This window comes from Pseudomonas sp. IT-P12, from assembly GCF_949767465.1.
Classification (GTDB): domain Bacteria; phylum Pseudomonadota; class Gammaproteobacteria; order Pseudomonadales; family Pseudomonadaceae; genus Aquipseudomonas.
In genome coordinates, this window is sequence record NZ_CATKPY010000022.1 from 600659 (window position 1) to 625358 (window position 24700).

Annotated in this window: 23 protein-coding genes; 15 read left to right on the forward strand and 8 right to left on the reverse strand. The window is 62.2% G+C overall.

Translation table 11 applies throughout. The features are described from left to right. Positions 1 to 25: 25 nt before the first annotated feature. Positions 26 to 535, reverse strand: coding sequence for a DUF1993 family protein (locus ACM6IM_RS17555; RefSeq protein WP_192304555.1), 510 nt, complete (start codon positions 533 to 535; stop codon positions 26 to 28). 207 nt (positions 536 to 742) lie between these two features. Here ACM6IM_RS17555 and ACM6IM_RS17560 point away from each other — a divergent pair, with 207 nt between their 5' ends. Further along, the gene (locus ACM6IM_RS17560; RefSeq protein WP_192304879.1) at positions 743 to 1390 is read left to right on the forward strand and encodes a YceH family protein; all 648 of its coding nucleotides are present in this window, start codon (positions 743 to 745) and stop codon (positions 1388 to 1390) included. Between the two features lie 100 nt (positions 1391 to 1490). Here ACM6IM_RS17560 and ACM6IM_RS17565 read toward each other — a convergent pair whose 3' ends face one another. After that, complete coding sequence (locus ACM6IM_RS17565; RefSeq protein ID WP_414865834.1) at positions 1491 to 2309, reverse strand: shikimate 5-dehydrogenase; 819 nt, start codon at positions 2307 to 2309, stop codon at positions 1491 to 1493. A gap of 245 nt (positions 2310 to 2554) precedes the next feature. On the opposite strand from ACM6IM_RS17565, the gene ACM6IM_RS17570 reads away from it, so the two are divergent. From ACM6IM_RS17570 to ACM6IM_RS17580, 3 genes are all read left to right on the forward strand, one after another. Continuing rightward, the gene (locus ACM6IM_RS17570) at positions 2555 to 2926 is read left to right on the forward strand and encodes a hypothetical protein (RefSeq protein ID WP_201190906.1); all 372 of its coding nucleotides are present in this window, start codon (positions 2555 to 2557) and stop codon (positions 2924 to 2926) included. A 316-nt stretch (positions 2927 to 3242) separates the two neighbouring features. Further along, entirely contained in the window at positions 3243 to 3437 is a 195-nt protein-coding gene (locus tag ACM6IM_RS17575; protein ID WP_192304561.1) for a hypothetical protein, read from the forward strand. A gap of 112 nt (positions 3438 to 3549) precedes the next feature. Beyond that, positions 3550 to 3732, forward strand: coding sequence for a hypothetical protein (locus tag ACM6IM_RS17580; RefSeq protein ID WP_192304563.1), 183 nt, complete (start codon positions 3550 to 3552; stop codon positions 3730 to 3732). Here the strand turns inward: ACM6IM_RS17580 and ACM6IM_RS17585 are convergent. Next, entirely contained in the window at positions 3729 to 4790 is a 1062-nt protein-coding gene (locus ACM6IM_RS17585) for an AI-2E family transporter (protein ID WP_192304565.1), read from the reverse strand. The two genes, ACM6IM_RS17580 and ACM6IM_RS17585, sit on opposite strands and share 4 nt — an antisense overlap. A gap of 162 nt (positions 4791 to 4952) precedes the next feature. Between ACM6IM_RS17585 and yegQ the strand changes: the two genes are divergently transcribed. Further along, the gene (yegQ, locus tag ACM6IM_RS17590; RefSeq protein ID WP_192304567.1) at positions 4953 to 6278 is read left to right on the forward strand and encodes a tRNA 5-hydroxyuridine modification protein YegQ; all 1326 of its coding nucleotides are present in this window, start codon (positions 4953 to 4955) and stop codon (positions 6276 to 6278) included. 34 nt (positions 6279 to 6312) lie between these two features. Here yegQ and ACM6IM_RS17595 read toward each other — a convergent pair whose 3' ends face one another. Next, positions 6313 to 7176 (reverse strand): LysR family transcriptional regulator, encoded by an 864-nt coding sequence (locus ACM6IM_RS17595; RefSeq protein WP_192304569.1) that lies wholly within the window; start codon positions 7174 to 7176, stop codon positions 6313 to 6315. A gap of 96 nt (positions 7177 to 7272) precedes the next feature. Between ACM6IM_RS17595 and ACM6IM_RS17600 the strand changes: the two genes are divergently transcribed. Both ACM6IM_RS17600 and ACM6IM_RS17605 read left to right on the forward strand, forming a co-directional pair. Next, positions 7273 to 8178, forward strand: coding sequence for a DMT family transporter (locus tag ACM6IM_RS17600; protein ID WP_201190908.1), 906 nt, complete (start codon positions 7273 to 7275; stop codon positions 8176 to 8178). Positions 8179 to 8538: 360 nt separating this feature from the next. After that, entirely contained in the window at positions 8539 to 10383 is a 1845-nt protein-coding gene (locus tag ACM6IM_RS17605; RefSeq protein WP_414865920.1) for a methyl-accepting chemotaxis protein, read from the forward strand. A 22-nt stretch (positions 10384 to 10405) separates the two neighbouring features. Here the strand turns inward: ACM6IM_RS17605 and ACM6IM_RS17610 are convergent, their stop codons facing one another. Next, positions 10406 to 11122, reverse strand: coding sequence for a FadR/GntR family transcriptional regulator (locus ACM6IM_RS17610; protein WP_192304575.1), 717 nt, complete (start codon positions 11120 to 11122; stop codon positions 10406 to 10408). 213 nt (positions 11123 to 11335) lie between these two features. On the opposite strand from ACM6IM_RS17610, the gene ACM6IM_RS17615 reads away from it, so the two are divergent. Beyond that, complete coding sequence (locus tag ACM6IM_RS17615) at positions 11336 to 12739, forward strand: MFS transporter (RefSeq protein WP_242525444.1); 1404 nt, start codon at positions 11336 to 11338, stop codon at positions 12737 to 12739. Between the two features lie 25 nt (positions 12740 to 12764). After that, on the forward strand, positions 12765 to 14108 hold the full coding sequence (gudD, locus tag ACM6IM_RS17620) for a glucarate dehydratase (protein ID WP_414865835.1): 1344 nt from the start codon (positions 12765 to 12767) through the stop codon (positions 14106 to 14108). 43 nt (positions 14109 to 14151) lie between these two features. Here the strand turns inward: gudD and ACM6IM_RS17625 are convergent, their stop codons facing one another. Then, entirely contained in the window at positions 14152 to 15030 is an 879-nt protein-coding gene (locus ACM6IM_RS17625) for a LysR family transcriptional regulator (protein WP_414865836.1), read from the reverse strand. 233 nt (positions 15031 to 15263) lie between these two features. On the opposite strand from ACM6IM_RS17625, the gene ampC reads away from it, so the two are divergent. Then, positions 15264 to 16358, forward strand: a complete 1095-nt coding sequence (gene ampC, locus ACM6IM_RS17630; RefSeq protein WP_414865921.1) for a class C beta-lactamase — start codon at positions 15264 to 15266, stop codon at positions 16356 to 16358. 108 nt (positions 16359 to 16466) lie between these two features. Here the strand turns inward: ampC and ACM6IM_RS17635 are convergent, their stop codons facing one another. Continuing rightward, on the reverse strand, positions 16467 to 17033 hold the full coding sequence (locus tag ACM6IM_RS17635; RefSeq protein WP_414865837.1) for a DUF4174 domain-containing protein: 567 nt from the start codon (positions 17031 to 17033) through the stop codon (positions 16467 to 16469). A gap of 308 nt (positions 17034 to 17341) precedes the next feature. On the opposite strand from ACM6IM_RS17635, the gene ACM6IM_RS17640 reads away from it, so the two are divergent. From ACM6IM_RS17640 to ACM6IM_RS17660, 5 genes are all read left to right on the forward strand, one after another. Next, on the forward strand, positions 17342 to 18955 hold the full coding sequence (locus ACM6IM_RS17640; RefSeq protein ID WP_414865838.1) for an ABC-F family ATP-binding cassette domain-containing protein: 1614 nt from the start codon (positions 17342 to 17344) through the stop codon (positions 18953 to 18955). Between the two features lie 250 nt (positions 18956 to 19205). Continuing rightward, on the forward strand, positions 19206 to 19955 hold the full coding sequence (locus tag ACM6IM_RS17645) for a creatininase family protein (protein WP_201190919.1): 750 nt from the start codon (positions 19206 to 19208) through the stop codon (positions 19953 to 19955). 166 nt (positions 19956 to 20121) lie between these two features. Next, positions 20122 to 20520, forward strand: a complete 399-nt coding sequence (locus tag ACM6IM_RS17650) for a sigma factor (RefSeq protein WP_414865839.1) — start codon at positions 20122 to 20124, stop codon at positions 20518 to 20520. Positions 20521 to 20560: 40 nt separating this feature from the next. After that, entirely contained in the window at positions 20561 to 20983 is a 423-nt protein-coding gene (locus tag ACM6IM_RS17655; RefSeq protein ID WP_201190923.1) for an organic hydroperoxide resistance protein, read from the forward strand. A 157-nt stretch (positions 20984 to 21140) separates the two neighbouring features. Then, positions 21141 to 24038 (forward strand): ATP-binding protein, encoded by a 2898-nt coding sequence (locus ACM6IM_RS17660; RefSeq protein ID WP_414865840.1) that lies wholly within the window; start codon positions 21141 to 21143, stop codon positions 24036 to 24038. 13 nt (positions 24039 to 24051) lie between these two features. Here ACM6IM_RS17660 and ACM6IM_RS17665 read toward each other — a convergent pair whose 3' ends face one another. Next, entirely contained in the window at positions 24052 to 24669 is a 618-nt protein-coding gene (locus ACM6IM_RS17665; protein ID WP_201191126.1) for a response regulator transcription factor, read from the reverse strand. Between the last annotated feature and the right edge of the window lie 31 nt (positions 24670 to 24700).

Consider the following 24700-nt stretch of genomic DNA (forward strand, 5'->3'; position numbering starts at 1 on the left):
GGGGGCTTTTTTTGTATCCGGCGGTTTAGAACGCGCCCATGTAATCACGCTTGCCCACTTCCACGCCGTTGTGGCGCAGCAGTGCATAGGCGGTGGTGACGTGGAAGAAGAACTGCGGCAAGCCATAGCTCAGCAGGTAGGCCTGGCCGGAGAAGCGCTTCTCTTTCGGCGTGCCTGGGCGCGTGACGATCTCGATGCCTTCCTTGCCATTGACCTGTTCGGGCTTGATCTCGCCGATGTAGGCCAGAACCTTGGTCAGCAGCGCCTGCAGCTCGGCGAAGGTGGTTTCGGTGTCTTCGTACTTCGGCACTTCGACCTCGGCCAGGCGCGAGGAAACGCCCTTGGCGAAATCAACGGCGATCTGCACCTGGCGCACCAGCGGGAACATGTCCGGGTACAGGCGCGCCTGCAGGAACGCGTTGGCATCGATGTTGCGGGCGGTGGCGTGGGCCTCGGCCTTGTGAAGAACGTCGCTCAGGGCGGTGAGCATTTGCTTGAAAACCGGGATGGAGGCGTCGTACAGGGAAATGGTCATGGCAGTCTCGTGTGATGACAGGAGTGAAACGTGGGAGCGATTATAGCGATGCACGAACCCTGCGGTGCCCGCCGGATGGTAAAAAATAAAGTGAAGCGCCGAGGGGCCTTGGTGACCCGCCAGCGACGAATTCAGTTGCCATTGGCGTGCGCCAATCTAAAGTGCATGCCAGCAGGAGAAGAATATGAACCGGGGTAAGGACGCAGCATCATGAGTGAACAAGAAACCACGTTCGACGAGCCACGGCTCAACAGCACGGAAATCCGCATTCTGGGCTCGTTGATCGAGAAACAGGCCACCAGCCCGGAAACCTATCCGCTGACCCTCAATGCGCTGGTGATCGCCTGCAACCAGAAAACCAGCCGCGAACCGGTCATGAACCTCACCCAGGGTCAGGTCGGCCAGAGCCTGCGTGCCCTCGAGGGACGCGGCTTCACCCGGCTGGTGATGGGCAGTCGCGCAGACCGCTGGGAGCACCGGGTCGACAAGGCCCTGGAATTGGTGCCGGCGCAGGTGATTCTCACTGGACTGCTGTTCCTGCGTGGTCCGCAGACCGTCAATGAACTGCTGACCCGCAGCGGGCGCATGCATGACTTCGAGGATGCCGAGCAGGTCGTGCACCAACTGGAGCGCTTGATCGCTCGCGGGCTGGCCGTGCTGATCCCACGCCAGGCCGGGCAGCGTGAAGACCGCTATACCCATGCCCTGGGTGACCCGGCGGACATCGAAGCGATCCTCGCGGCCCGTCAGAACCCGACCGAGCGCAGCACCGGCGGCGGTGTTTCACTCGAGCGGATCGAAGAGCTGGAGGCGCGGATTGCTGCGCTGGAGGAGCGCTTGGCGCGTCTCGAGTAGTCAGATCCCCGCATTGCCGCCTTCGCGAGCAAGCCGGCTCCCCCAATGGGTCGCAAACCCTGTGGGAGCGAGCCGGCTCGCGACAGGGCTCGCGCAGGCCTCAACCGCGAGCAAATGCCACCGCCTTGCGAAACTGTTCATCCGTCGGACGCACGCCGGTGTACAGCACGAACTGCTCCAGCGCCTGGATCGCAATCACTTCCAGACCGGTGATCACCCGCTTGCCCTCGGCGCGAGCCCTCACGATCAGTGGCGTCTCCACAGGAATGGCCACCACGTCGAAGACCGTCTGCGCAGCCGCGATCGCTTCGCCATCAAAGGCCAACTGATCGGCCTCGGGACCGCCGGTCATGCCGATCGGGGTCACGTTGATCAACATCTGCGGGCGGCGCGCGCCCAACTCGGCTTGCCACTCATACCCCAGCGATTGCGCCAGGGCTCGCCCGGTGTTTTCGTTACGGGCGACGAGCACGCCGTTGCCGTACCCGCCATCGCGCAGGGCACTGGCCACGGCCTTGGCCATGCCACCGCTGCCACGCAGGGCGAAGGTCGATTCCCTGGGCACCTGATGGGTCTCCAGCAATTGAGCGACGGCAATGTAATCGGTGTTGTAGGCCTTGAGATGGCCATGGGTATTGACGATGGTATTGATCGATTGAATGGCGGCGGCGGACGCGTCCAGTTCGTCGACCAGGGCAATGCAGGCTTCCTTGAACGGCATCGAAACGCCGCAACCGCGGATGCCCAGGGCACGGATGCCGCCAACGGCCCCGGTCAAGTCCTGGCTGCTGAACGCCTTGTAATAGAAATTCAGGCCTAATTGCTCGTACAGGTGATTGTGAAAGCGCAGGCCAAAATTCCCCGGACGCCCCGACAGGGACATGCACAGCTGGGTGTCTTTGTTGGGGTTCATTTGCATGAAAAATCTCCTTCGACAGCACTTTCAGATGGACGGGATTAGCCAGGCCATCGCGATCCGTTCGATCATAAGGGTGTGCCTGCCGATGGCAGCGCACACGGTAAAGAAGCCGGTACAGACCTTACACAAAATTTACCCAACGGCTGTGCAGATTTTCCAAATAACGTTGTCTTAGAAGTATCCCCGCGACGATCCCTGGGTCTATTGCAGACACAGGCGCCGGGTTGAAGAACCGAGGAATTATCATGATCCGTAAAATCCCCGCAGTTGCCTTGCTGATCGGCGCTCTGGCTGTCACAGGGCAGGCAGAAGCGCATGGCGGTGGTGGTTGGCAAGGTCCGGCGGTATTTGGCGCGATCGTTGGCTCGGCCATCGTCGGTTCGGCCATCATCAACAGCAACCGACCGGTCTATGTCGCGCCGCAGCCTGTCTACGCGCAGCCTGCACCGGTGTATTACGCGCCACCGCCTCCACCGGTCTATTACCAGCCGGCGCCGGTGTACGTTCAACAACCGGTCTATTACCGCCCCGCTCCGGTCTACTACGGACCACCCCGCGGCTACTACGGGCCGCCACGCGGTTACTACGGACCTCCCCACGGTTATGGCCGCTGGTGAACACGCCCCGCCCTATGGCGGGGCTTTCTTTTGTGGATGCGAGACTGTCTCGCCGAAGGTCTGAATACCTGCGTTGTGCGGGTGACGCTCGCGAGCCGGCGGGCCCAGTCGCACATAGGGCTCATGTCCCCCAGCCATTCGTCGCAAAGGTCTGAATTTCTCTATTAGAGGTCGCTCTCGGGACAGCACGGGTTGCGCAAGCAGGCAAGATTGACTCGCCCCCTTCCCTGCGGAAGCGGTCATATTTTTGTCATGTCAGGCCCGCACGCTGGGACCTGTCCGTCAATAACAGCTTGATTACAACAAGGACGAGCTCATGCCCACGCAAAATCCGCATCGCGATATCAGCTTGTGCACTTCCGGCAAGGTGTACAGCGCCCTGACCGAACTCAAGCACCTCGAGGGTCACCGCAGCGCCAAGTTTCTTTCGCTGATGGCGGAAAACCTGGTGCGCAAAGGGCTGCTCAACGAGCAGGAAGTGGTTCATTTGCTGGACCTGGTGGTCGACTGACCGACAGACGGTCACTTGGGCATGCTTGCGTCAATGACGACTATTGAAAGCGTTGATTTCTCGTTCAAGCGCCAGCCCCTTAAGGTAGCTCCATAGATTGATGGAGGTACTTATGTCCCAGGTTCAGATCATGTCCGTTATCGGTAGCGCGGTTCCCGCATCGCTCAGAGAGCTGGGATTGCTCGCCTGCTGGTACCTGATGCAGGACGGCGAACCGATCAGCGGTCCGCTCACTTCGCTCAATGCCGCCAAGGCCCTGTCGCAACGCCTCGACACCGAGCGATTCAGCGCCTAAGGCAACTGCACCCGCGGTTTGGTTTCGATGAAGATCGCCCAGCTCGACATGAACAGCGCCGCGATCAAGGGCCCGATGACAAAGCCGTTGAGCCCGAAAATCGCCAGGCCGCCCAAGGTCGAGATGAGAATCAGGTAGTCGGGCATCTTGGTGTCCTTGCCGACCAGTATCGGTCGCAGCACGTTGTCCACCAGGCCGATCACGAACACGCCGAACAACCCCAGCACCACCCCCTGCCAGATCGCCCCGCTGAGCAGGAAAAACGCTGCGACCGGTGCCCAGACAATTCCCGCGCCGACCGCCGGCAGCAACGACAGAAAAGCCATCAGCACGGCCCAGAGCAGCGAGCTCGGGATATCGAGAAACCAGAAGATGATTCCGCCGAGTGCGCCCTGGGTGATGGCCACCAGCAGGTTGCCTTTGACCGTGGCCCGCACCACGCGGTTGAACTTGAGCTGCAAACGGCGTTTCTGGTGTTCTTCGAGCGGCACTGCGGTGCGCATTTTGCGCGCCAGCTCCGCACCGTCGCGCAAAAAGAAGAACAGCAGGTAGAGCATGATGAAAAAGCTCACCAGGAATTCGAACGTGCCTTGGCCAAAGCTGAAGGCCTGGTTGGCGATGAACTCGTTGCCACTCACCGCACTCTTGACGATCTTTTCGCGCAGCCCCTCCAGCTCACCGACACCGGCACGATCCAGCAGGTGCTGGAAGTAGTTCGGCAGGCTGTGCTTGAAATGCGAAACATAACCGGCGATGTCCAGCTCGCCACTTTCGATGCGCTTGTACAGCGCAGCGCCCTCTTGGACCAGCAGGATACTGAGAACGATCACCGGCAGAATGGCGATGACCAGGGCAATGCCCAGGGTCAGTCCCGCCGTCAGGTTGCGTTGCCAGCCCAGCTTCAATTGCAGCCGCCGCTGCATCGGCGCAAAGAGAATGCCGAGGATCACCGCCCAGAATACTGCGCCGTAGAACGGCAGCAAAATCCAGATAAACGCCGCCGTGACCAGCCAGAGCAGAATCACCAGCGACTTGTTGTGTACCGTCTGTTCATTCATGTTCGATCCATGTCAGTCCAAAGCCACGCCTGTTGCGCCCTGATGCTTAGTCCGCCACGGTTCGCACGAGTGCCATCCGTTTGTTCATCAAGCATAGATCCAGATCAATGAAACTCGCGGGCAAGACGATTACCCTCGCCGGCTTTTGCGATCGACACGCTCATGACCCTGGCCACACCCGAACTGCTCGCCCCCGCCGGCACCCTGAAAAACATGCGTTACGCCTTCGCCTATGGCGCCGATGCGGTCTACGCCGGCCAGCCGCGCTATAGCCTGCGGGTACGCAACAACGAATTCGATCACGCCAACCTCGCGCTCGGGATCCGCGAGGCGCAGGCCCAGGGCAAGCGTTTCTACGTGGTGGTCAACATCGCCCCGCACAACGCCAAGCTGAAGACGTTCCTCAAGGATCTGGAACCGGTGATCGCCATGGCGCCGGACGCGCTGATCATGTCCGACCCTGGCCTGATCATGCTGGTACGCCGGCACTTCCCACAGATGCCGATTCACCTCTCGGTGCAGGCCAACACGGTCAATTGGGCGAGCGTCGAGTTCTGGCAATTGCAAGGGGTGAGCCGGATCATCCTGTCCCGGGAGCTGTCCCTGGAGGAAATCGATGAAATCCGCCAGCAAGTGCCGGCCATGGAGCTCGAAGTGTTCGTCCATGGCGCGTTGTGCATGGCCTACTCCGGGCGCTGCCTGCTGTCGGGCTACATGAACAGGCGCGACGCCAACCAGGGTACCTGCACCAACGCCTGTCGCTGGAAGTACTCGGCGCAGCAGGCCACGGAGAATACGCTCGGCGAGATCGTGCAGACCTTCGAGCCCGAACCGACCCTGGGCATCGGGGCACCGACCGACCAAGTATTCCTGTTGCAGGAAGCCAATCGCCCCGACGAACTGATGCCCGCGTTCGAGGACGAACACGGCACCTACATCATGAACGCCAAGGATCTGCGCGCCGTGCAGCACGTCGAACGCCTGACGCGGATGGGCGTGCACTCGCTGAAAATCGAAGGCCGGACCAAATCACACTTCTACTGCGCGCGCACCACCCAGGTGTACCGGCAGGCCATCGACGATGCCGTGGCCGGCCGCGCCTTCGACCGCAGCCTGATGACCGATCTGGAATCCCTCGCCCAACGCGGCTACACCGAAGGTTTCCTGCGCCGGCATGTGCATGACGAGTACCAGAACTACCAGAACGGCAGTTCGGTGTCGGAACGTCAGCAGTTCGTGGGCGAACTGACCGGCGAGCGGCGAGACCGGCTGGCGGAGGTCAAGGTCAAGAACCGCTTTGCCCTGGGGGATCACATGGAGCTGATGACCCCCAAAGGCAACTTCCACTTCGACTTGCATCAGTTGCAGGACAGGGACGGCCAATCCATCGACGTCGCGCCGGGGGACGGGCACACCGTGTACCTGCCGATACCGGATGCCGTGGACCTGCGTTTCGGCCTGCTGATGCGCGATCTGGCCAAGGCCTGATCGGTCCGGGCGCACCGTGGCCATGCCAGGGGTGTTACACGAATTCCTCCCGCAACATGGCCACGAAGGCTTCCCGCGCCGGGTGCACCCCGGCGTTTTCGTGCCAGTAGAACAGGTTGTCGATCGCCGTCAGTTCAGGGAACTCGAACCCCGCGCAACCGGCGCCCCTGGCGTATTGATCGAACACACCCCGGGGCACCAGGGCCACCCCCGCCCCCGCGCTCACGCAACCGACAATCGCGCCATAGCTGGCGAGGCTGACGATGGGCAGTGCCTGCCCCTGTCGCAACAGCCAGTGCTCCAGCGCCGCACGATAGGGGCAGCCCTGGGGCCACATGAACACGGTCTTGTCGCGCAAATCGGCAATGTCACGCACCGGCCCCAGTGAGGTCGAGGCGATCAACAACAACTCCTCGCGGTACATGGGTGTGCGTTTGAGGTGCGAGCGCTCGACATCCACCGCGACGATTGCACCGTCGAGCCGATGGCTGACCGTGTCATCGAGCAATTGCCCCCAACTGCCGGTGGTCAGCTCCAGCGCCACCGCCGGGTAACGCTTGTGGAACCTGGCAAGCAGCCGAGGCAGGCGACCGGTGGCGGACGATTCGATGGCACCGATGCGCAGCGGACCCGAGGGTTCGGCCGCAGGATCGACCGCGCGTTTGGCCTCGGCGGTGAGCGCGAGGATCTTCGAGGCGTAGGCGAGGAAGGTCTGCCCAGAGGGGCTGATGCGCAACCCCCGGCCCTCGCGCAGAAACAGCGCGACGCCCAGCTCCGCCTCCAGTGCCTTGATCCGCGCCGTAATGTTCGAGGGCACGCAATGCAACAACTCGGCGGCACGGGCAATGCTGCCGACGTCGGCAACGGTCTTGAACATGCGAATCTGCGACAGCTCCATACATCACCCAAAGTGAACTATCGTCGCAGTATAAGTCAGTTGTGGCGAATGGTCTGACTTCCGATACTCGCAGCACCTGCCTGCCGGTGCCCGACCATGAAAACGCTGCCCCCCACCCCGCTGCACCCCGTCAAAATCATTCTGGCCATGGCGTTTGTCGTGGCGTGCTGGGGCTACTCCCCCAGCGGCATTCACATCGGCCTGCAAGCCTATGACCCCGGGCACCTGGCGTTATTGCGGTTTCTGGTGGCGTCGGCACTCATGGCGCTGATTGCGTCGATCAAGGGCATCAGCCTGCCCCGGCTTCGCGATCTGCCGCTGCTGTTCGGACTCGGATTTTTCGCCGTTAGCCTGCACCACGTGGCGATCAATGTTGGCCAGCAGGGTGTCAGTGCCGGCGCATCGAGTGTCCTGGCGCAATCCACGCCCCTGTTCAGCACGCTGCTGGCGCGATTCGTCTTCAAGGACTGTGTCAGCGCCTGGCGCTGGGGTTGTGTGTTGCTCGGCCTGGCCGGCGTATTGATGGTGGTGGCCGGCGACCGAGGTCTGGGCAGTATCGATGGCCACGGCCTGTTGATCCTGCTGGCGGCGCTGTCCTGGAGCCTTTACTTTGCCCTGCAGAAGCACCATGGCGGGCGTTACGACGGGCTGACGCTGGTGTGCTGCACGGTGTGGTCGGGGACGGTGTTGCTGCTGGTGTATCTGCCGGGACTGGCGACCCAGGTGAGCAACGCCCCGCCCCAGGTGCAACTGGCCGTCCTGGCATTGGGGGTGTTTCCCAGTGCCCTCGCCTACCTGGCCTGGGCATTCGTGCTGGCACACGTCGATCTGAGCCGGGCGACGATGACGCTGTACCTGGTGCCCCCGACCGCCATGGCGATGGCGTCCGTTGCCTTGGGCGAGCGTCCGACCCTGATGATCGTCGGCGGTGCGCTGGTCGTGCTGATCAGCGTGCTGGCGCTGAACCTGGAACGCAAGCCAGCGGTGATCACCGATGCCTGAACGTGCGGCCACCGCGAACGTACCCGGACTGTTTGCTGGCAAACAACGCGTTTGTTGACCCAGGTCAAAACAACTGCAAATGAGCCCCCCGGGACAGTGTATTGGCGCAAAAGTCGACGCCTTTTGCAGTGATAGCACTTAGCCACTCACGTAAGATGGGTCACAGGATGTGCGCAGATAAAAATAGCGGTTCGACAACCTGGCGCCTCAATGAATTCAATATGGACTGAGGTGTAAAGGGCAATGCTCAAGAATGCTCCGCTACGTTTGAAACTGCTGTTGATCCTGGCACTTCCGCTGCTCGGTTTTTTGCTGTTATCCGGTCTGTTTGTCACAAGCAACTATGAAACCTTGCGCGACATGAATACGACGGTAACGGCCAGCGCTACCGCGCAGAAGTTGAGTCGACTGATCACCGCACTGCAACGCGAACGGGGTGCCAGCGGTGTGTTTCTGGGCAGCGGCGGTAAGTCCATGGCCGAGCAGATGGCCTCACTTCGCAAGGACTCCGATGTGTCGATCGAGGCCGTGCGCGGGTTGTCTGCCCAGGGGAACATCCCACTGTCAGATGCCATTCGCGCATTGGAAGGGGTCGCGGCCACGCGCGTACACGTTGATCAATTGAGCATCAGCGGCGTCGACTCGGGCACGCGTTATACCGGGATCGTCAACACCCTGATTGGTTACACCCACTCCCTGGAAGCCAGCGTCAACAACGCAACGGTCATTCACGCACTCAGCGCACTCAATCAGTTCATCGAAATGAAAGAACGGGCCGGGCGCGAGCGGGTACTGCTCGGTCTGGTCTTCAACCAGGGGCATTTCGACGAAACACTGTTGTCGCGTTTCAGCAGTAACCTGGGGGAGTTCTCCGCTTATGCCGATGCGTTCCGGCGCAAGGCTCCGCCCGCCTTGCTGAAACAGTTCGATGAACAGATGCAAACGCCGATTGCCCTCGAAGTTGCCAAGTTGCAACGCCTGGCCTTCGAAATTCCATTGGGACAGCCACTGAACATCAAACCCGAGATGTGGTTTCAAACCTCGACCCAACGCATTGACTTGATGAGCCAGATCGAAGATGCCCTGGGTCAAAGTGTCAGCAACCTGGCGATGCACGAACGGGATCTGGCCAGTCGCGCCCTGTGGCTGACGCTTGGCGCAGTGGTCGTGGCGCTGTTGGTGGTGTCGCTGCTCTCCTTCATCATCATCCGCACCATCAACCGGGCGGTCAGCGACGTCAACCGGGTACTGGACGGGTTGGCACAGCGCGACCTCACGGCGCGCGCCACCTATGAGAGCAAGGACGAGTTCGGCCAGATCTCCCTCAACCTCAACCGCATGGCCGAAGAGATCAGGGGCGTCGTGCAGGAAATCGGCAATGCCACGGCACAAGTGGCGACTGCGGCGGAAGAATCGTCGGCGGTGACGATCCAGACCAGCCAAAGTGTTGGCCAGCAACGCCAGGGCACCGAACAGGTCGCCACCGCAATCAACGAAATGAGCGCGACGGTGCGCGAAGTGGCGCAAAGCACCAACGATGCCGCGCAGATGTCGCGACAGGTCAATCTCAGTACCGAGCAAGGACGCGCGGAGATCGAAAGCACCATCGGACTGATTCGCCAGTTGTCAGGCCAGGCCGAGGACACCGCGCAGATCATCGGCAACCTGAAGGATGAAAGCCACGCGATCTCCTCTGTACTCGACGTGATTCGCGGCATCGCCGAACAGACCAACCTGCTGGCGCTGAACGCGGCGATCGAAGCGGCGCGGGCCGGGGAATTCGGGCGTGGTTTTGCGGTGGTCGCCTCCGAGGTGCGCACCCTGGCGCAGAAGACCCAGGAATCCACAGGCAGCATTCAGCAGATGATCAGCAACCTGCAGGCCGGTTCGGACCATGCGGTCACCTCCATGCAACAGACCCTGGACAAGGCCCAAGATGGGGCGACCAAGGTCGAACGAGCGGGCGAATTGCTGGTGGAGATTGCCGACGGTGTCGCCCGCATCAACGACCGCAACATTCAGATCGCATCCGCCGCCGAAGAGCAGAGCGCCGTGTCGGAAGACATCAATCGCAACGTGAACGAGATCAACGACCTGGTGATCCAGGTGAGTGCCGGCGCCGAACAGACGGCCATTACCAGCCAGGAGCTGGCACGCCTGGCGGAGTACCAGCAACGACTGGTCAATCGCTTCAAGATGGCCTGATCGCTAGCGGGCAGGTCCCCGCTCAGTCGCCACCGGCAAGAAACCGGTCGCGACTGTTGGTCAGGTGCAGCCACATGGCAGCCCGTGCCGCATCCGCATCCTGGCGCTTGATGGCATTGAGAATCGCCTCGTGCTCGAGGTTGGCGAGCTGCCCCAGCTTGCTCAAATCCGTGGCGCCGCGTTCGGCAGCGTTGACTCGGGTCCGGGGAATCATCGCACTGCCCAGGTGCTGCATGATTTCGCTGAAACAGACGTTGCCGGTGGCTTCGGCGATCAACAAGTGAAAGCGCCGGTCGGCCTCGACGCAACTGTCGTTGTTGGCGAGCAGGCTTTGATAGTCGTCCAGGGCCTGGCGCATCTGCGCCAGCTGCGGTTCAGTGCGGCGCACCGCCGCCAGCGCGGCAGCCTGGGTTTCGAGCCCCAGGCGCAACTCCAGAATGCTGCGCACACCCAGCGCGGTATCGACGTTGAGCCGCAACCCCTGCTCCGGCGCGCGCTCGATAACGAAGGTGCCGATGCCGTGCCGCGTTTCTACCAGCCCCGACGCCTGCAACTTCGAGATCGCCTCGCGCACCACCGTGCGACTGACGCCATGTTCGGCAACGATGCTGTTCTCCGACGGCAACTTGTCCCCCGGCAGCAACTGGCCGAGCAGGATGCTCTGGGTCAGTTTGCCGACCAGGTCATGGGCCAGGTTGTGGGTGCGCTTGCGGGCAGGCGCTTCCAGGTCTTCTTGCATGGGGATCATCCAAAAACACGGTTGACGGAATCCTAGCACCGCGGATGGACGGAAGCCTCAACAAACGCACACCAACTTGTATGACAACACTCAACAATTTCGGTAAAACCAGTGAAATCCGACGGATAACCAGGTAGCGAATAATCACGAAATCCCGATTAAATCTCCATAATGCTGGGCAATAGCGCTTGCGAAACAAAAAAATGCAGTTGTATGATGTCTTTCAACAACGCAACACCCCGCATAAAAATAATCAGTGGGAGACATCAAGTGAAAACACCCCTCACCGGGACGCACGGCGGTCTCGATCCGACCCTGCAATCCGCCATCTCGAAAGTGAAACGCCACGTTCTGCCGCTCTTCGTCATCATGTTCATCGTCAACTACATCGACCGCGTGAACATCGGCTTCGTCCGTACCCACATGGAACACGACCTGGGCATTGGCGCTGCCGCCTACGGCTTGGGTGCCGGCCTGTTCTTCATCGGTTACGCGCTGTTCGAAGTCCCCTCCAACCTCCTCCTGCAAAAAGTCGGCGCCCGCGTCTGGCTGACCCGGATCATGCTGACCTGGGGCCTGGTCGCCGCCGGCATGGCGTTCATCCAGAACGAAACCCACTTCTATATTCTGCGATTTTTGCTCGGGGTGGCTGAAGCCGGGTTCTTCCCGGGGGTCATCTACTACTTCACCCGCTGGTTGCCCGGCGTCGAACGCGGCAAGGCCATCGCGATTTTCCTCAGTGGCTCGGCGATTGCCTCGTTGATCTCCGGCCCACTGTCCGGGTTGCTCCTGCAAATCGACGGGCTCGGCCTGCATGGCTGGCAATGGATGTACTTCATTGAAGGCATGTTCTCGGTGGGCCTGTGCGCATTCGTCTGGTTCTGGCTCGACTCCAGACCCCACGACGCCAAATGGCTCGACCGCGCCGAACAGGACGCACTGGTCAAGGCCATCGACGCCGAACAACTGGCCCGCGAAGCCGCGACGCCCGTCAAGCCGTCCCTGGGCACGCTGCTCAAGGATCGTCAGATCATCCTGTTCTGCCTGATCTATTTCTTCATTCAGCTGACCATCTATGCCGCAACGTTCTGGTTGCCGAGCATCATCAAGAAGATGGGCGACCTCAGCGACATTCAGGTCGGGTTGTTCAACTCGATCCCGTGGCTGTTGTCGATCGTCGGCATGTACGCCTTCGCTTCGCTGTCGGCGAAATGGAAACACCAGCAAGCCTGGGTGGCCGCGGCCCTGCTGATCGCGGCGGCGGGGATGTTCATGTCCACCACCGGCGGGCCGATCTTCGCGTTCGTGGCGATCTGTTTCGCGGCGCTGGGGTTCAAGTCGGCCTCGTCACTGTTCTGGCCGATTCCCCAGGCCTACCTCGATGCGCGTATCGCCGCGGGGGTGATCGCGCTGATCAACTCGGTGGGCAACCTCGGCGGCTTCGTGGCCCCCACCACCTTCGGTCTGCTGGAACAACACACCGGCTCGATCCAGGGCGGGCTGTACGGCCTGGCTGCAACCTCGATCATCGCCGCGATCATCGTGTTCGCCGCCCGCAACACGCCCAAGGCCGCATCGCCGACGGCATCGGACAAACCCGCGCCCCAACACGCCTGAACATGGCTTTCAAAAGGATAACAACATGACCGCACATGACACCGCCAAAGCCCCGATCATCACCAGCATGCAAGTCGTTCCAGTGGCTGGCCACGACGGCATGCTGCTCAACCTGAGCGGCGCCCACGGGCCCTTTTTCACCCGCAACATCGTGATCCTCAAGGACAACGCCGGTCACACCGGGGTCGGCGAAGTGCCGGGCGGCGAGAAGATCCGCCAGACCCTGGAAGATGCCCGCTCACTGGTGGTCGGCAGCCCGATCGGCACCTGGCAGAAGATTCTCAATCAAGTGCGCCGGACCTTCGCCGACCGCGACGCCGGTGGGCGCGGCTTGCAGACGTTCGACCTGCGCATCACCATCCACGCCGTCACGGGCCTGGAAGCGGCACTCCTGGATTTGCTCGGTCAGCACCTCGACGTGCCGGTTGCCGCCCTGCTCGGCGAAGGCCAGCAACGCGACGAGGTGAAGATGCTTGGTTATCTGTTTTATGTCGGTGATCGCCAGCAGACGGACCTGGCCTACCGCAGCGAACCGGACGCCGACAATGACTGGTTCCGCCTGCGTCATGAAAAAGCCATGACCGCCGAGGCGGTGGTCCGCCTGGCCGAGGCCGCCCACGCTCGTTATGGTTTCCAGGACTTCAAGCTCAAGGGTGGCGTGCTCAGCGGCGACGAGGAAATCCAGGCCGTCACCGCGCTGGCCGAACGCTTCCCCGATGCGCGCATCACCCTCGATCCGAACGGTGCGTGGTCGCTGAAGGAGGCGATTCGTCTGTGCCGCGACCAACACCACGTCCTGGCCTACGCCGAAGACCCCTGCGGCGCGGAAAACGGTTACTCGGGCCGTGAAGTCATGGCTGAGTTCCGCCGTGCCACCGGCCTGAAAACCGCGACCAACATGATCGCCACCGACTGGCGGGAAATGGGTCATGCGATCCAGTTGCAATCGGTGGACATCCCGTTGGCCGACCCGCATTTCTGGACCATGCAGGGCTCGGTGCGCGTGGCGCAGATGTGCCACGAGTGGGGCCTGACCTGGGGCTCGCACTCCAACAACCACTTCGATATTTCCCTGGCGATGTTCACCCATGTCGCGGCAGCGGCACCGGGTGACATCACCGCCATCGACACCCACTGGATCTGGCAGGACGGCCAGCGCCTGACCAAGGCTCCGCTGCAGATCGTCGACGGTTGTGTGCAGGTGCCGAAGAAACCGGGACTGGGTATCGAGCTGGACATGGACCAACTGGCCAAGGCCCACGAGCTGTACAAGGGCATGGGACTGGGCGCGCGCAATGACAGCGTGGCGATGCAGTTTCTGATTCCGGGTTGGACGTTCGATAACAAGCGGCCGTGTCTGGTGCGGTGATCCAACAGGCATTCAGCGCTCCCACAGGGTCATGGGGTGTCCGCTAGTGCGGGTGGGCCGCCTGCAACAACCACCCCTTGAATGCCGCCATCGCCGACGTTTCCGCACGCGATTGCAAGCGAGTCAGCCAGTAGCTGCCGGTGGTGATGCCGATGGCGAACGGCTGCTCGATGGCGCCCGACGCCAGTTGTCGGGCAAACATCAGGGGCGGCGCCAGCGCCACGCCGGCGCCTTGCAGGGCCGCCTCCATCATCGCCAGCGACGAGTCGAAGACGATGCTGCGCGTCGATGCGACATGGGGCGCCAGGCCAGTGACCTGAAACCACTCAGGCCACTCGTCCGTGCGATAGGATCGCAGCAGCGTCTGCTGCAACAGATCGTCGGGGGCCTGCAATTGCCGGGCAATCTGCGGCACGCACAACACCGACAACGGCGCTTCGATCAGGCGCACTGCTTCAATGCCGTGCCACGCGCCCGCGCCAAACCGGATGGCATAATCCAGGCCCTCGGCGGCAACATCCACCCGGTTGTTGTTGGTCGACAGGCGCAGATCTATGAATGGATGTTTCGCCTGGAAGTCGGCCAGTCGCGGCAGCAACCACCCCACCGCGAACGTCCCCACCGCGCCCACCGTCAACACTTCGCGAAAATGCCCGCCCTCGAAGCGCTCCAGGGTTTGAGCGATACGGTCGAATGAATCGCGCAATACCGGCAGCAGGGTTTCGCCTTCGCTGGTCAGCATCAGCCCGCGTGGCAAGCGCTTGAACAGCGTCACCTTGAGCTGGGCTTCCAGACTCTTGACCTGATGACTCACCGCCGCCTGGGTGACACACAACTCCACTGCCGCCCGGGTGAAACTCAGGTGTCGCGCCGAGGCCTCGAAAGCACGCAGGGCGTTAAGCGGTAGTTGTGGGCGAATCATGCCGACTCCCAAATTTTTCTAATGGCCAGGCCGAGATAACGTCGTTTGTCGCGACTCGGCAAAGTGAATAGATTTTGCCACGCTCATCGGCAGGCCCATTCCACAATCGCTCGGAGTGGGCGGGTACACCCGATAACAATCACATGGACAGCGGCGCACACATGCATAACTTCAAACTCAGCAAGGCCTTATCCTACAGTGCTTTCGGACTTTTCCTCGGCGCAGGTTCCTGCATGGCCGGCAAGGCTGCGGACTCACAGATCGAAGCGGTCGTGAACGGCGCCGTGCTGCCCGTCATGCAACAGCAGAGCATTCCCGGCATGGCAGTGGCGGTCACCGTCAATGGCAAGGCACATTACTTTAACTACGGCGTAGCTTCGAAGGAAACCGGCCAGGCGGTCACTGCCGACACCCTGTTCGAAATCGGTTCTGTGAGCAAGACCTTCACCGCCACCCTCGCCGCCTACGCCCAGGCCAGCGGCAAACTGTCCCTGTCCGACAAGGCCAGCCAGGTCTGGCCAGCCTTGCAGGGCAGCGCATTCGACACTGTCAGCGTGTTGCAACTGGGCACCTACTCGGGCGGTGGATTGCCGCTGCAATTCCCGGCCGAGGCCGACTCGCCGCAGACAATGCTGGCGTACTTCAAACAGTGGAAACCGCTGTATGCCCCCGGCAGCCATCGCCAGTATTCCAACCCGAGCCTGGGGCTGTTCGGCTACCTGGCCGCGCAAAGCCTGGGTGTGCCGTTCGATGACGCCATGGAAAACACCCTGCTGCCCAAGCTGGGGTTGAAGCACACCTACCTCAGGGTGCCGCAGGATCAGATGGGACTTTATGCCCAGGGTTACAACAAGGACGACAAGCCGGTGCGAGTCGGCCCGGGAGCGCTGGATTCGGAGGCTTATGGGGTGAAGACCAGCGCGTCGGACCTGCTGCGCTACGTGCAGGCGAACCTGCAGCCGGCGAGCCTGGAAAAACCCTTGCAGCAAGCCATCGCCATCACCCATACCGGTTACTACCAGGTGGGCAACACGACCCAGGGACTGGGCTGGGAGTTCTACCCGTACCCGGTCAGGCTCGACACCCTGCTGGCGGGCAACTCGGCGCAGATGGCCTATGAGCCGAACACGGTGCAATGGCTCACGCCAGCGCAAGCGCCTCGCCCGGATGCATTGTTCAACAAGACCGGCTCAACCAGCGGCTTCGGTGCGTATGTGGCGTATGTCCCGGGAAAACGGATCGGCATCGTGATCCTGGCCAACCGCAATTATCCGAATGCGGAGCGCGTCAGGATTGCTCATGCGGTGTTGGGTGCGTTGAGCCACTAGTCGGACACCGTGAGAATGCTCGCGATGGCAATCACAGTCGACCTGGTCGCTGCCTGTCACGCCACCATCACCAACAAGTCGGTGGCTCTACCTCGGTAGCGCTGCGGCTCAATCGTCCGGCTGCTCGGGTGGCTTGGCCGGTTTCGCCGGCTTGGCGGGTTTGGCATTCTTGACGCCCTTGGCCGGGGCGGGCTCGGCGGCTGGAGGTGCCGGTGGTGCGGCAGCCGCTGCTTCCTTCTCGGCCATGGGCATGGCGTCGATGGTGGCGAAGATTTTCTGCAGGTCCAGCGCCCTTGATTCTTCGCCCGAGCTTTCGAGTTTCTTCTCTCCGTCCTTGCCCACCAGAATCACTTTGGGCAGCGGCCCTGCCCCCAGCTTCAGGGCACGGATCAGGGCCATCGTGTCCTGTTGGCCGATGTCCTTGCCATCCAGCTGGCCGGACATGTTCAGCACGCTGTACACCTTGATATTGCGGTCGGCGATCCCTTGCTTGTTGGCCGGGTCTTCCAGCGATTTCTTCAGGCTGACCCACGTTGGGTCCACAGTGCTTTGGGCGATGACGATCAGCGGACGGGCCAGGCCTTTGAAGACATCCAATGGCGAATCACCATCAGCGGCGAACAGGGGACCGGTGAAGGCCAGCAGGGTTGTCAGGGTCAGTGACCTGATGAGCATGCGCATCTCCTTTTGATATCCACGCTCTAATGATTGCGCATCGCGGCGATCGTTCCGGGTGACGCACCGCAATTGTGTTTCGCCATGTCCCAAGCTTAGGTCAGGGCAGTCAATGCGCAACAGGCTGGCGATACTGACAATCGGTGATTGCCCCATTGGCCTGTCCGATTTCATAATCGCCGTTCTTTCCGCTTCGCTTGAGGTGTTCGTCCGATGCGCAATTGATGCCGCCGTCCTTTTTGACGGTCCCGTCTTCATTTTTTCCCACACCGTGGGGAAATGATCATTGGCATCCATTGAGAACACCCATGCCCCATTACTGCCTGACGCTGGACAGCGTTGCCTTTTCCCTGCCCGATGGCCGGGCTGTCTTCTCCGACCTTTGCATTGAATTCGATCAGCAAGCCACCGGCCTGGTAGGCCGCAACGGGGTCGGCAAGAGCCTGCTGGCACAGATGCTGGCCGGTAAGCTCGAGCCCACCAGCGGCCGATGTTTGCGCGAAGGCTCTGTCCACTACCTGGCGCAGCAAATCGATCATCCGTCCGCCCTCAGCGTCGCCGGCCTGACGGGCGTGGAACCGGTGCTGCAGGCACTGCAACGCATCGAAGCGGGCAGCGTCGAGCCTGCGGACTTCGACATCGTCGGTGATCGCTGGGATATCCGCCGGCGCCTGCAAGCCGAGCTGCAGGCCCATGGCCTTGGCCATCTCTCGCTGGAACAGCCCGTCCGTCATCTCAGTGGCGGCGAAGCCATGCGTGTGGCGCTGGTGGGTGCGTGGGTCGCCGACCCCGACCTGCTGATTCTCGATGAACCGACCAACCACCTCGATCATGCCAGTCGCCAGGCGTTCATGGCGCAATTGAGCCAATGGCCCAAAGGGTTGCTGGTGATCAGTCATGATCGGGCATTGCTGCGAAAGATGTCGCGCATCGTCGAACTGTCGACACTCGGCTTGCAGAGCTATGGCGGCAATTATGATTTTTATCGGCAGTGCAAGGCGCAGGAAAGTGAAAACGCCCTGCGGCAATTGCAACAGTGCAAGCACGAGCGCAAGCGTGGCGAGCGCGAGCTTGCCCAGCAGCGCGAACGACTGGAGCGTCGCCAGGCCCAGGGCAACCGAAACGCGCGCGAGGCCAATCAGGCGCCCATCCTGCTGGGCCGCCGCAAAGAGCAGAGCGAGCTCAGCCTGGGCAAATCCCGGGCCCAGGAGGCCGCCGCCCGCGAACAGATGAACCTGCGCGTGCGCCAGGCGGCGCAACAGGTCGAGCGGGACGCGGCCATTCGTTTGCATTCGCCCCGGGACCCCGCCGTACATCGAAGTCAGGTCGCCAGGCTCGATGCGCTACGCCTGCCCTTCCGGCCCGCGGGCGTTGGTGCGATCAAGCTGACGATTGGCGGCGGACAGCGTATCGGCCTGGTCGGCGATAACGGCACTGGAAAATCCACCTTGCTGAAAGTACTGGCCGGTCTGTTACCACCGCTGTCGGGCGCCTGTTCGGTGCAGGTGCCCTTCGCCTATCTGGATCAACAGTGCGCAACCCTGGACCCGCACAGACCGGTGCTCGAACAGGTGCTCGACAGCAACCGCAGCCTCAGCGAAGGCGAATGGCGCACTCGCCTGGCGCACCTCGATCTGGACGCTGCAAAACTGCAACAACCCAGCGGCTTGCTCAGCGGTGGCGAACGCCTCAAGGCCGCCATGGCCTGTATGCTGTACGCCGACGAACCGGCGCAATTGTTGCTGCTGGACGAGCCGGGCAACCATCTGGACCTGGCTTCGCTGGACGCACTGGAAGCCATGCTCGGGCAATTCCAGGGCACGCTGATGATCGCCTCTCACGATGGTGACTTCCTCGAACGCTTGAAGCTCACCCATTACCTGCATCTGCGCACCGACGGATGGGAATGGCAGCCCCTGTAGAAGCGAGCTTGCCCGCGAAAAACGCACGGCCGATACGGGCATCCGACAGCCCACATCATCGTTGACGACCCTCGTCGGAACGCCGCCCGGAGCAGGCTCGCTCCCACTGGGAGCGACACCATCGTGTAATGTCTTCCCTGCGCCCCCCGTGCTGTCATGGTTGGGCGGGCAGTCGGACCTGTGACCCGACATGGCCGCGTCCCCAGAATGTCCCACGCTCCGAATGGAGCCATCGATTTGCGAGGCTAAAATGCTATTACCTCTGTCAACCTGGTCCGAGATCGAGCAATTTCTCGAACGCTCGCGCACCATCGTCATTCCCATCGGCTCGAATGAGCAGCACGGCCCGATCGGTTTGCTGGGCACCGACTGGATGTGCCCGGAGATCATCGCCCACCAGGCCCAGAAATCGGCGGATATCCTCATCGCCCCGACCTTCAATATCGGCATGGCCCAGCACCACCTCGGCTTCCCCGGGACCATTACCCTGCGCCCCTCGACCTTCATCGCCGCCATTGGCGACTGGACGCGCTCGCTGGTTGCCCACGGTTTCGAGAAAATCTTTTTCCTCAACGGCCATGGCGGCAACATCGCCTCGATCGAGGCCGCGTTCTCGGAGCTTTATGCCGAAGCCAGTTTCGCTCGCCGCCCGGCAGGGTTCTCGTTGAAGCTGTGTAACTGGTGGGACCTCGAAGGCGTTGCCGCACTGGCCAACCAACAGTTCCCGACCGGCCACGGCATCCATGCCACCCCCTCCGAAATTGCCGTCACCCAGTGGGCCTACCCGGACTCGATCAAGTCGGCGCAGTACTCACCGCAGATTGCCAACTCCGGCCCGATCCGCGAAGCCCACGATTTCCGCGCACGCTTCCCCGATGGCCGGATGGGCTCGGACCCGGCCCAGGCGACGCCGGAAAAAGGCGGCCAACTGGTCATGCTGGCGGCACAAAGCCTGATTCGGGAACTGGATGCGTTCAGTCGTGAGCAACTTGCGCGCTAACGTCGACTGCACTGATCGGCGCCAGCTAACAAGCGCTAACACCGCATAACTGGTGATCCCGGCACTGAGGCATCACTCTTGAGCCTGACCACTGCACGCATGGCCACTGCGGCTTCCTGCCGTTGACCATGACCAGTTGAACCGATGGCTCAAGAGGGATCCGAACATGGCCAAACACTATTGCGGCAGCTGCCTGGACGGAGTCCACCGCCCGGGAAATGACGAACTGTGTGCATGGATGGCCGATGTCTTCGAAAATGACACGCCGGCATCCCTGCAACTGATCGCCACGGTGACGCCCTTGTTGCAGGCGTTTTTCGAGGGGCAGGTTCAGGCCGCCCGGGTCGGGCACGACAGTGTCGAGCCCCTGGTTCAACAAGCGTTCATGGCGCTGCATCGACGCCGTGCCGACTACGATTCGAACAAGCCCTTTCGCGCGTGGCTGATTGAAAACGCCCGCGACACCCTGCTTGAGCACTTGCGCAGCCAGCGTGGCGAACAAGCCACCCCGCCTCTGGCCAGCCCACCTTCACTCGAACGTCATCCAGCCCCGCGGGCCATTTGAAGCCCCCCCGAATGCCATCCGCGCCTGCCAGGAAATGTCCATGATCCGCATCGAAAAGGTCCTCTACACCGGCCACACCCATACGACCGGGGGCCGTGAAGGGAGGGGACGCAGCCAGGACGGTCGACTGGACCTCAAGCTGTCCGCGCCCGGGGCACCTGGCGAGGGCACGAATCCGGAACAGCTGTTGGCGGTTGGCTGGTCGGCCTGTTTCCTGGGGTCCTTGCGTCACGCTTGCAACGCTCGAAAAATAGGCTTTCCGGCAAACGCCGCCGTCGATGCACAGATTGATCTGGTGCACGGTGAACAGGGGTTTTTCCTGCAAGCACGCCTGGCCGTCTCACTGCCTGACATAGCACCGGATATCGCCCGACAGCTTATCGACGCGGCCCACCAGAACTGCCCTTATTCCAAAGCCACCCGCAGCAACATCGACGTCGACATCGCCCTCGCCCTCGCCTGATCTCCCGCCGCGCCCCTCGCCCGCGCCATGCTCCGATCCGTCACGCCCGCCTGACGGTATTGGAGCACTTGAACGTTGAATCAAAACACCTATCATGCAGACTTGCGCGCACCTTCTTTTGCAGCGAAAACACAGACCCTTTCAGAGAGCGTTCCTTGTGGAGTCCGTCCCAGACGATTTGCATGAATCCCTGAACCTGCAACTCGCCTTCGGGCCCTTCTGCGTCACACCGGGCAAGCGCCTGCTCACCAAAAGCGGCAGCGCGGTGGACATTGGCGGGCGGGCCCTGGACTTGCTGATCGCGCTGCTCGAGCGCCCCGGTCGAGTGCTGTCCAAGCACGAGCTGATCAAACAGGTCTGGCCCAACATCGTGGTTTCCGAAGGCAGCCTGCGTTTTCACATGACCGGCTTGCGCAAGATCCTCGGCGATGGAGAAGACGGGGCGCGCTACATCTCCACGCAGGTAGGCGTCGGCTACGCCTTCGTCGCCCCTATCGAACGCCTGCAGTCCGATCCGGACTTGGCCACCCGCCCGGCCCTCCCGCTCCGGGAACCAGGCAAGCGCCCGGTCAGTGGCGTCGGTGACCTGCCGGTGCGTGCCCGTCTGGTCGGTCGCGACGAGGACGCGCAAATGCTCGTCGATCGGCTGCAGGAACCCAAGCTCTTCACCGTCGTCGGCCCTGGCGGGGTCGGCAAGACCAGCCTGGCGATCGAGGTCGGCCACCGGATCTGCGCCGGGCACGATGAACGCGTGCGCTTCATCGACCTCGCCCAGGTCGAAGACGCCACCCTGGTGACTTCGTCGCTGGCCGCTGCGCTGGGTATTTCCGTGCAGGCCGAAGATCCGCTGCACGTGCTGCTGGCGCATCTGCGGGAACGCAAGCGGGTATTGATCATCGACAACTGCGAGCACCTCATCGATGCCGTTTCGGCACTCGTCGAGCGGATCCGGGAGGCGGCGCCCGACGTCGCGCTGCTGGCCACCAGCCGCGAACCCCTGCGTGCCTTGGGCGAACATGTGCATTGGCTCAGTCCGCTGGGCTTTCCCGGTGAGTCACAGACGCTGGCCGCCGACGAGTTGCTGGCGTTTCCGGCGGTGAAGCTGTTCGTCGAACGCGCCTCGTCGGGCAATGCGTCACTGCTGCTGGAGCCCGGCGATGCGCAGCGGGTTGCCGACATGTGTCGACGTCTCGAGGGCATGGCGCTGCCAATCGAACTGGCGGCCATGCGTGTCGCCACGCACGGGGTGCAAGCCACCCACGCACTGCTTGGAGAGCGGTTTTCCCTGGGCTGGTCAGGGCGGCGAACGGCGTTGCCGCGCCATCAGACACTGCGCGCGATGCTCGACTGGAGCTACGCCCTGCTGAGCGGCAGCGAGCATCTCGTGTTTGATCGGCTGGCGATTTTCGTCGGGCCGTTTTCGCTTGAAGCCGCCTCACAGATTCTCGCTGACGGACACATCGACTCGGTCAGCGCAGCAGCGGCGCTGGATGAACTGGCGGCAAAGGGTTTGGTCGCCGTCGATCACAGCGACGCCATGGCGACCTATCGCCTGCTGGAGATGACTCGAGCCTATGCCCGGGAAAAACTCGCCGAACGCGGGGAGGCCGAGGCGCATGCCCTGGCCTTCCGGCACGCCGCTTATTTCACCGGGCTGCTCGATCATCTGGGCACGACGCCCAGGGAGATTTATGAGCGCTGTTCGCGCCTCGCCAGCCAGCTCGGCAATATCAGGAGTGCGCTGGAATGGAGTTTCGGCCCCCAGGGCGATCCGGGACTCGCGCTGCCATTGGCCGCGGCCAGTGCTCCCCTGTTCCTGCATTTCTCATTGATGGTCGAATGCCGGGCCTGGTGTTCCCGGGCAACCGAGCTGCTGGAGCTGGGCTACTTCGGCACGCCGACTGAAATGGAATTGCAGGCCGCCCTGGGGTTGGTGCTGATGTTCACCCGTGGCAACAGCGAAGCCGCGCAAACAGCATTGCTGAGGGCGCTGGACATTGCCCAGGCACTTGGCGATCACTGGTCGCAACTGCGGGTGCTGGGGCGACTGCAGATATTTTCCGAACGCATTGGCGACTTCCCCTCGTCGCTGGCCTGGGCCGAGAAAGCCGTGGACGTGGGCAACGAGATCGGCAAGCCGGAGGCCATCGCCGTGGCCGCCTCGTTGGCCGGCATTTGCCACCACCTGCTCGGCAATCAGCGTCTCGCTCGCCAGGAGCTGGAAAAATCCCTACGCCACAGCTTGCCGTCCGAACGCAGCAGCACCGTTCATTACGGTTTCGACCATCGTAACCGCACCGGCCTGGCGCTGGCGCGCACGCTCTGGCTGCTGGGCTTTCCCGATCAGGCCCGGCAGTGGGCCGAGCAGGTCGAGGCCGAGGCTGCCGCACTGGATCACTCGGTGACCTATTGCATCGCCCTGGTCTGGACACTGTGCATCTACATCTGGACCGGCGATCTGGACAAGGCCGCGGCGAGTCTCGACACGTTCAGCAAAATTGCCGAGGCGAATGCCCTGGCGCCCTATGTCGCGGCAACCCTGGGCGTGCAAGGGGCCATTGCGATCCGCGCCGGGCAGCCAGGCAACGCGGTGGCCTTGCTCGAGGAAAGCCTGGCGCGCCTCCAGGGCATGCGTTACGAACTGCTGACCACCTCCTTCGAAATGTCACTGATCGAAGGCCTGGTGTTGAACGGCCAGCACGAAAAAGCGCTTGGGCAGGCCGAGCGCACCATCCACCATTGCCGCCAGAGTGGCGACGCTTATGCGCTCCCCGAACTGCTGCGCATCAAGGCGAACATTCTCAGGACCCTGGAGCCTGCCAACCCCGTCGTGACCGAGAACATGCTCATGGAGTCGATCACACTGAGCCGCCAGCAGGGCGCCCGATCCTGGGAACTGAGAACCTCGATGGACCTCGCTCGTCTGTGGCTGGAACAGGAAAAAACGGCGCAGGCCAGGGAACTGCTGAGCGCCTGTCGCGAGCAGATGTGCGAGGGCCATGACAGCCTCGACAGGCGGCAGCTGGAAATACTCTGGCACAGCGTGCCGAAGTGATCGGCACGCCGACTCAATCGGCCTGAGGCGAAAGCTGTGCGACCTTTTTCACCAGGTCGGCCAGGGAGCGCGCCTTCATCTTGCGCATGACCTTGCCGCGATGGGCCTTGACCGTGATTTCGCTGATGCCCAGGTCCGAGGCGATGACCTTGTTCATGCACCCTGCCACGACCATGCCCAGGACCTCCTGCTCACGGGGGGTCAAGGTCGCGTGGGCCTCGCGCAAGACACGCAGGTCGCCCTCCCGGTCCAGTGCGACACGACTGCTCTGCAAGGCATCGGCGATGGCGGTGAGCAGGACTTCATCGTCGAACGGCTTGGTCAGGAACTCCACCGCCCCGGCCTTCATGGCCCGTACCGAGCGCGGCACATCGCCGTAACCGGTGATGAAGATGATCGGTATTCTCGGGCGGTCACCGGCAATCGCGTTCTGCAGGTCCAGCCCGTTGAAATCCGGCAGGTTGATATCGAGCACCAGGCAACTGGGCACCGGTGGTCGGGGGTGGGCGAGGAAAGCCTGTGCGGAGTCGAACAATTGCGCTCGCCACTGGGCGTGGCCGATCAGCAGTTCCAGCGACTCGCGCACGGAAATATCGTCGTCGACCACGAACACGATGGGCGTGCCTTGCATCGCGGTGCTGGCCTGATCCGGGGCTGACAGG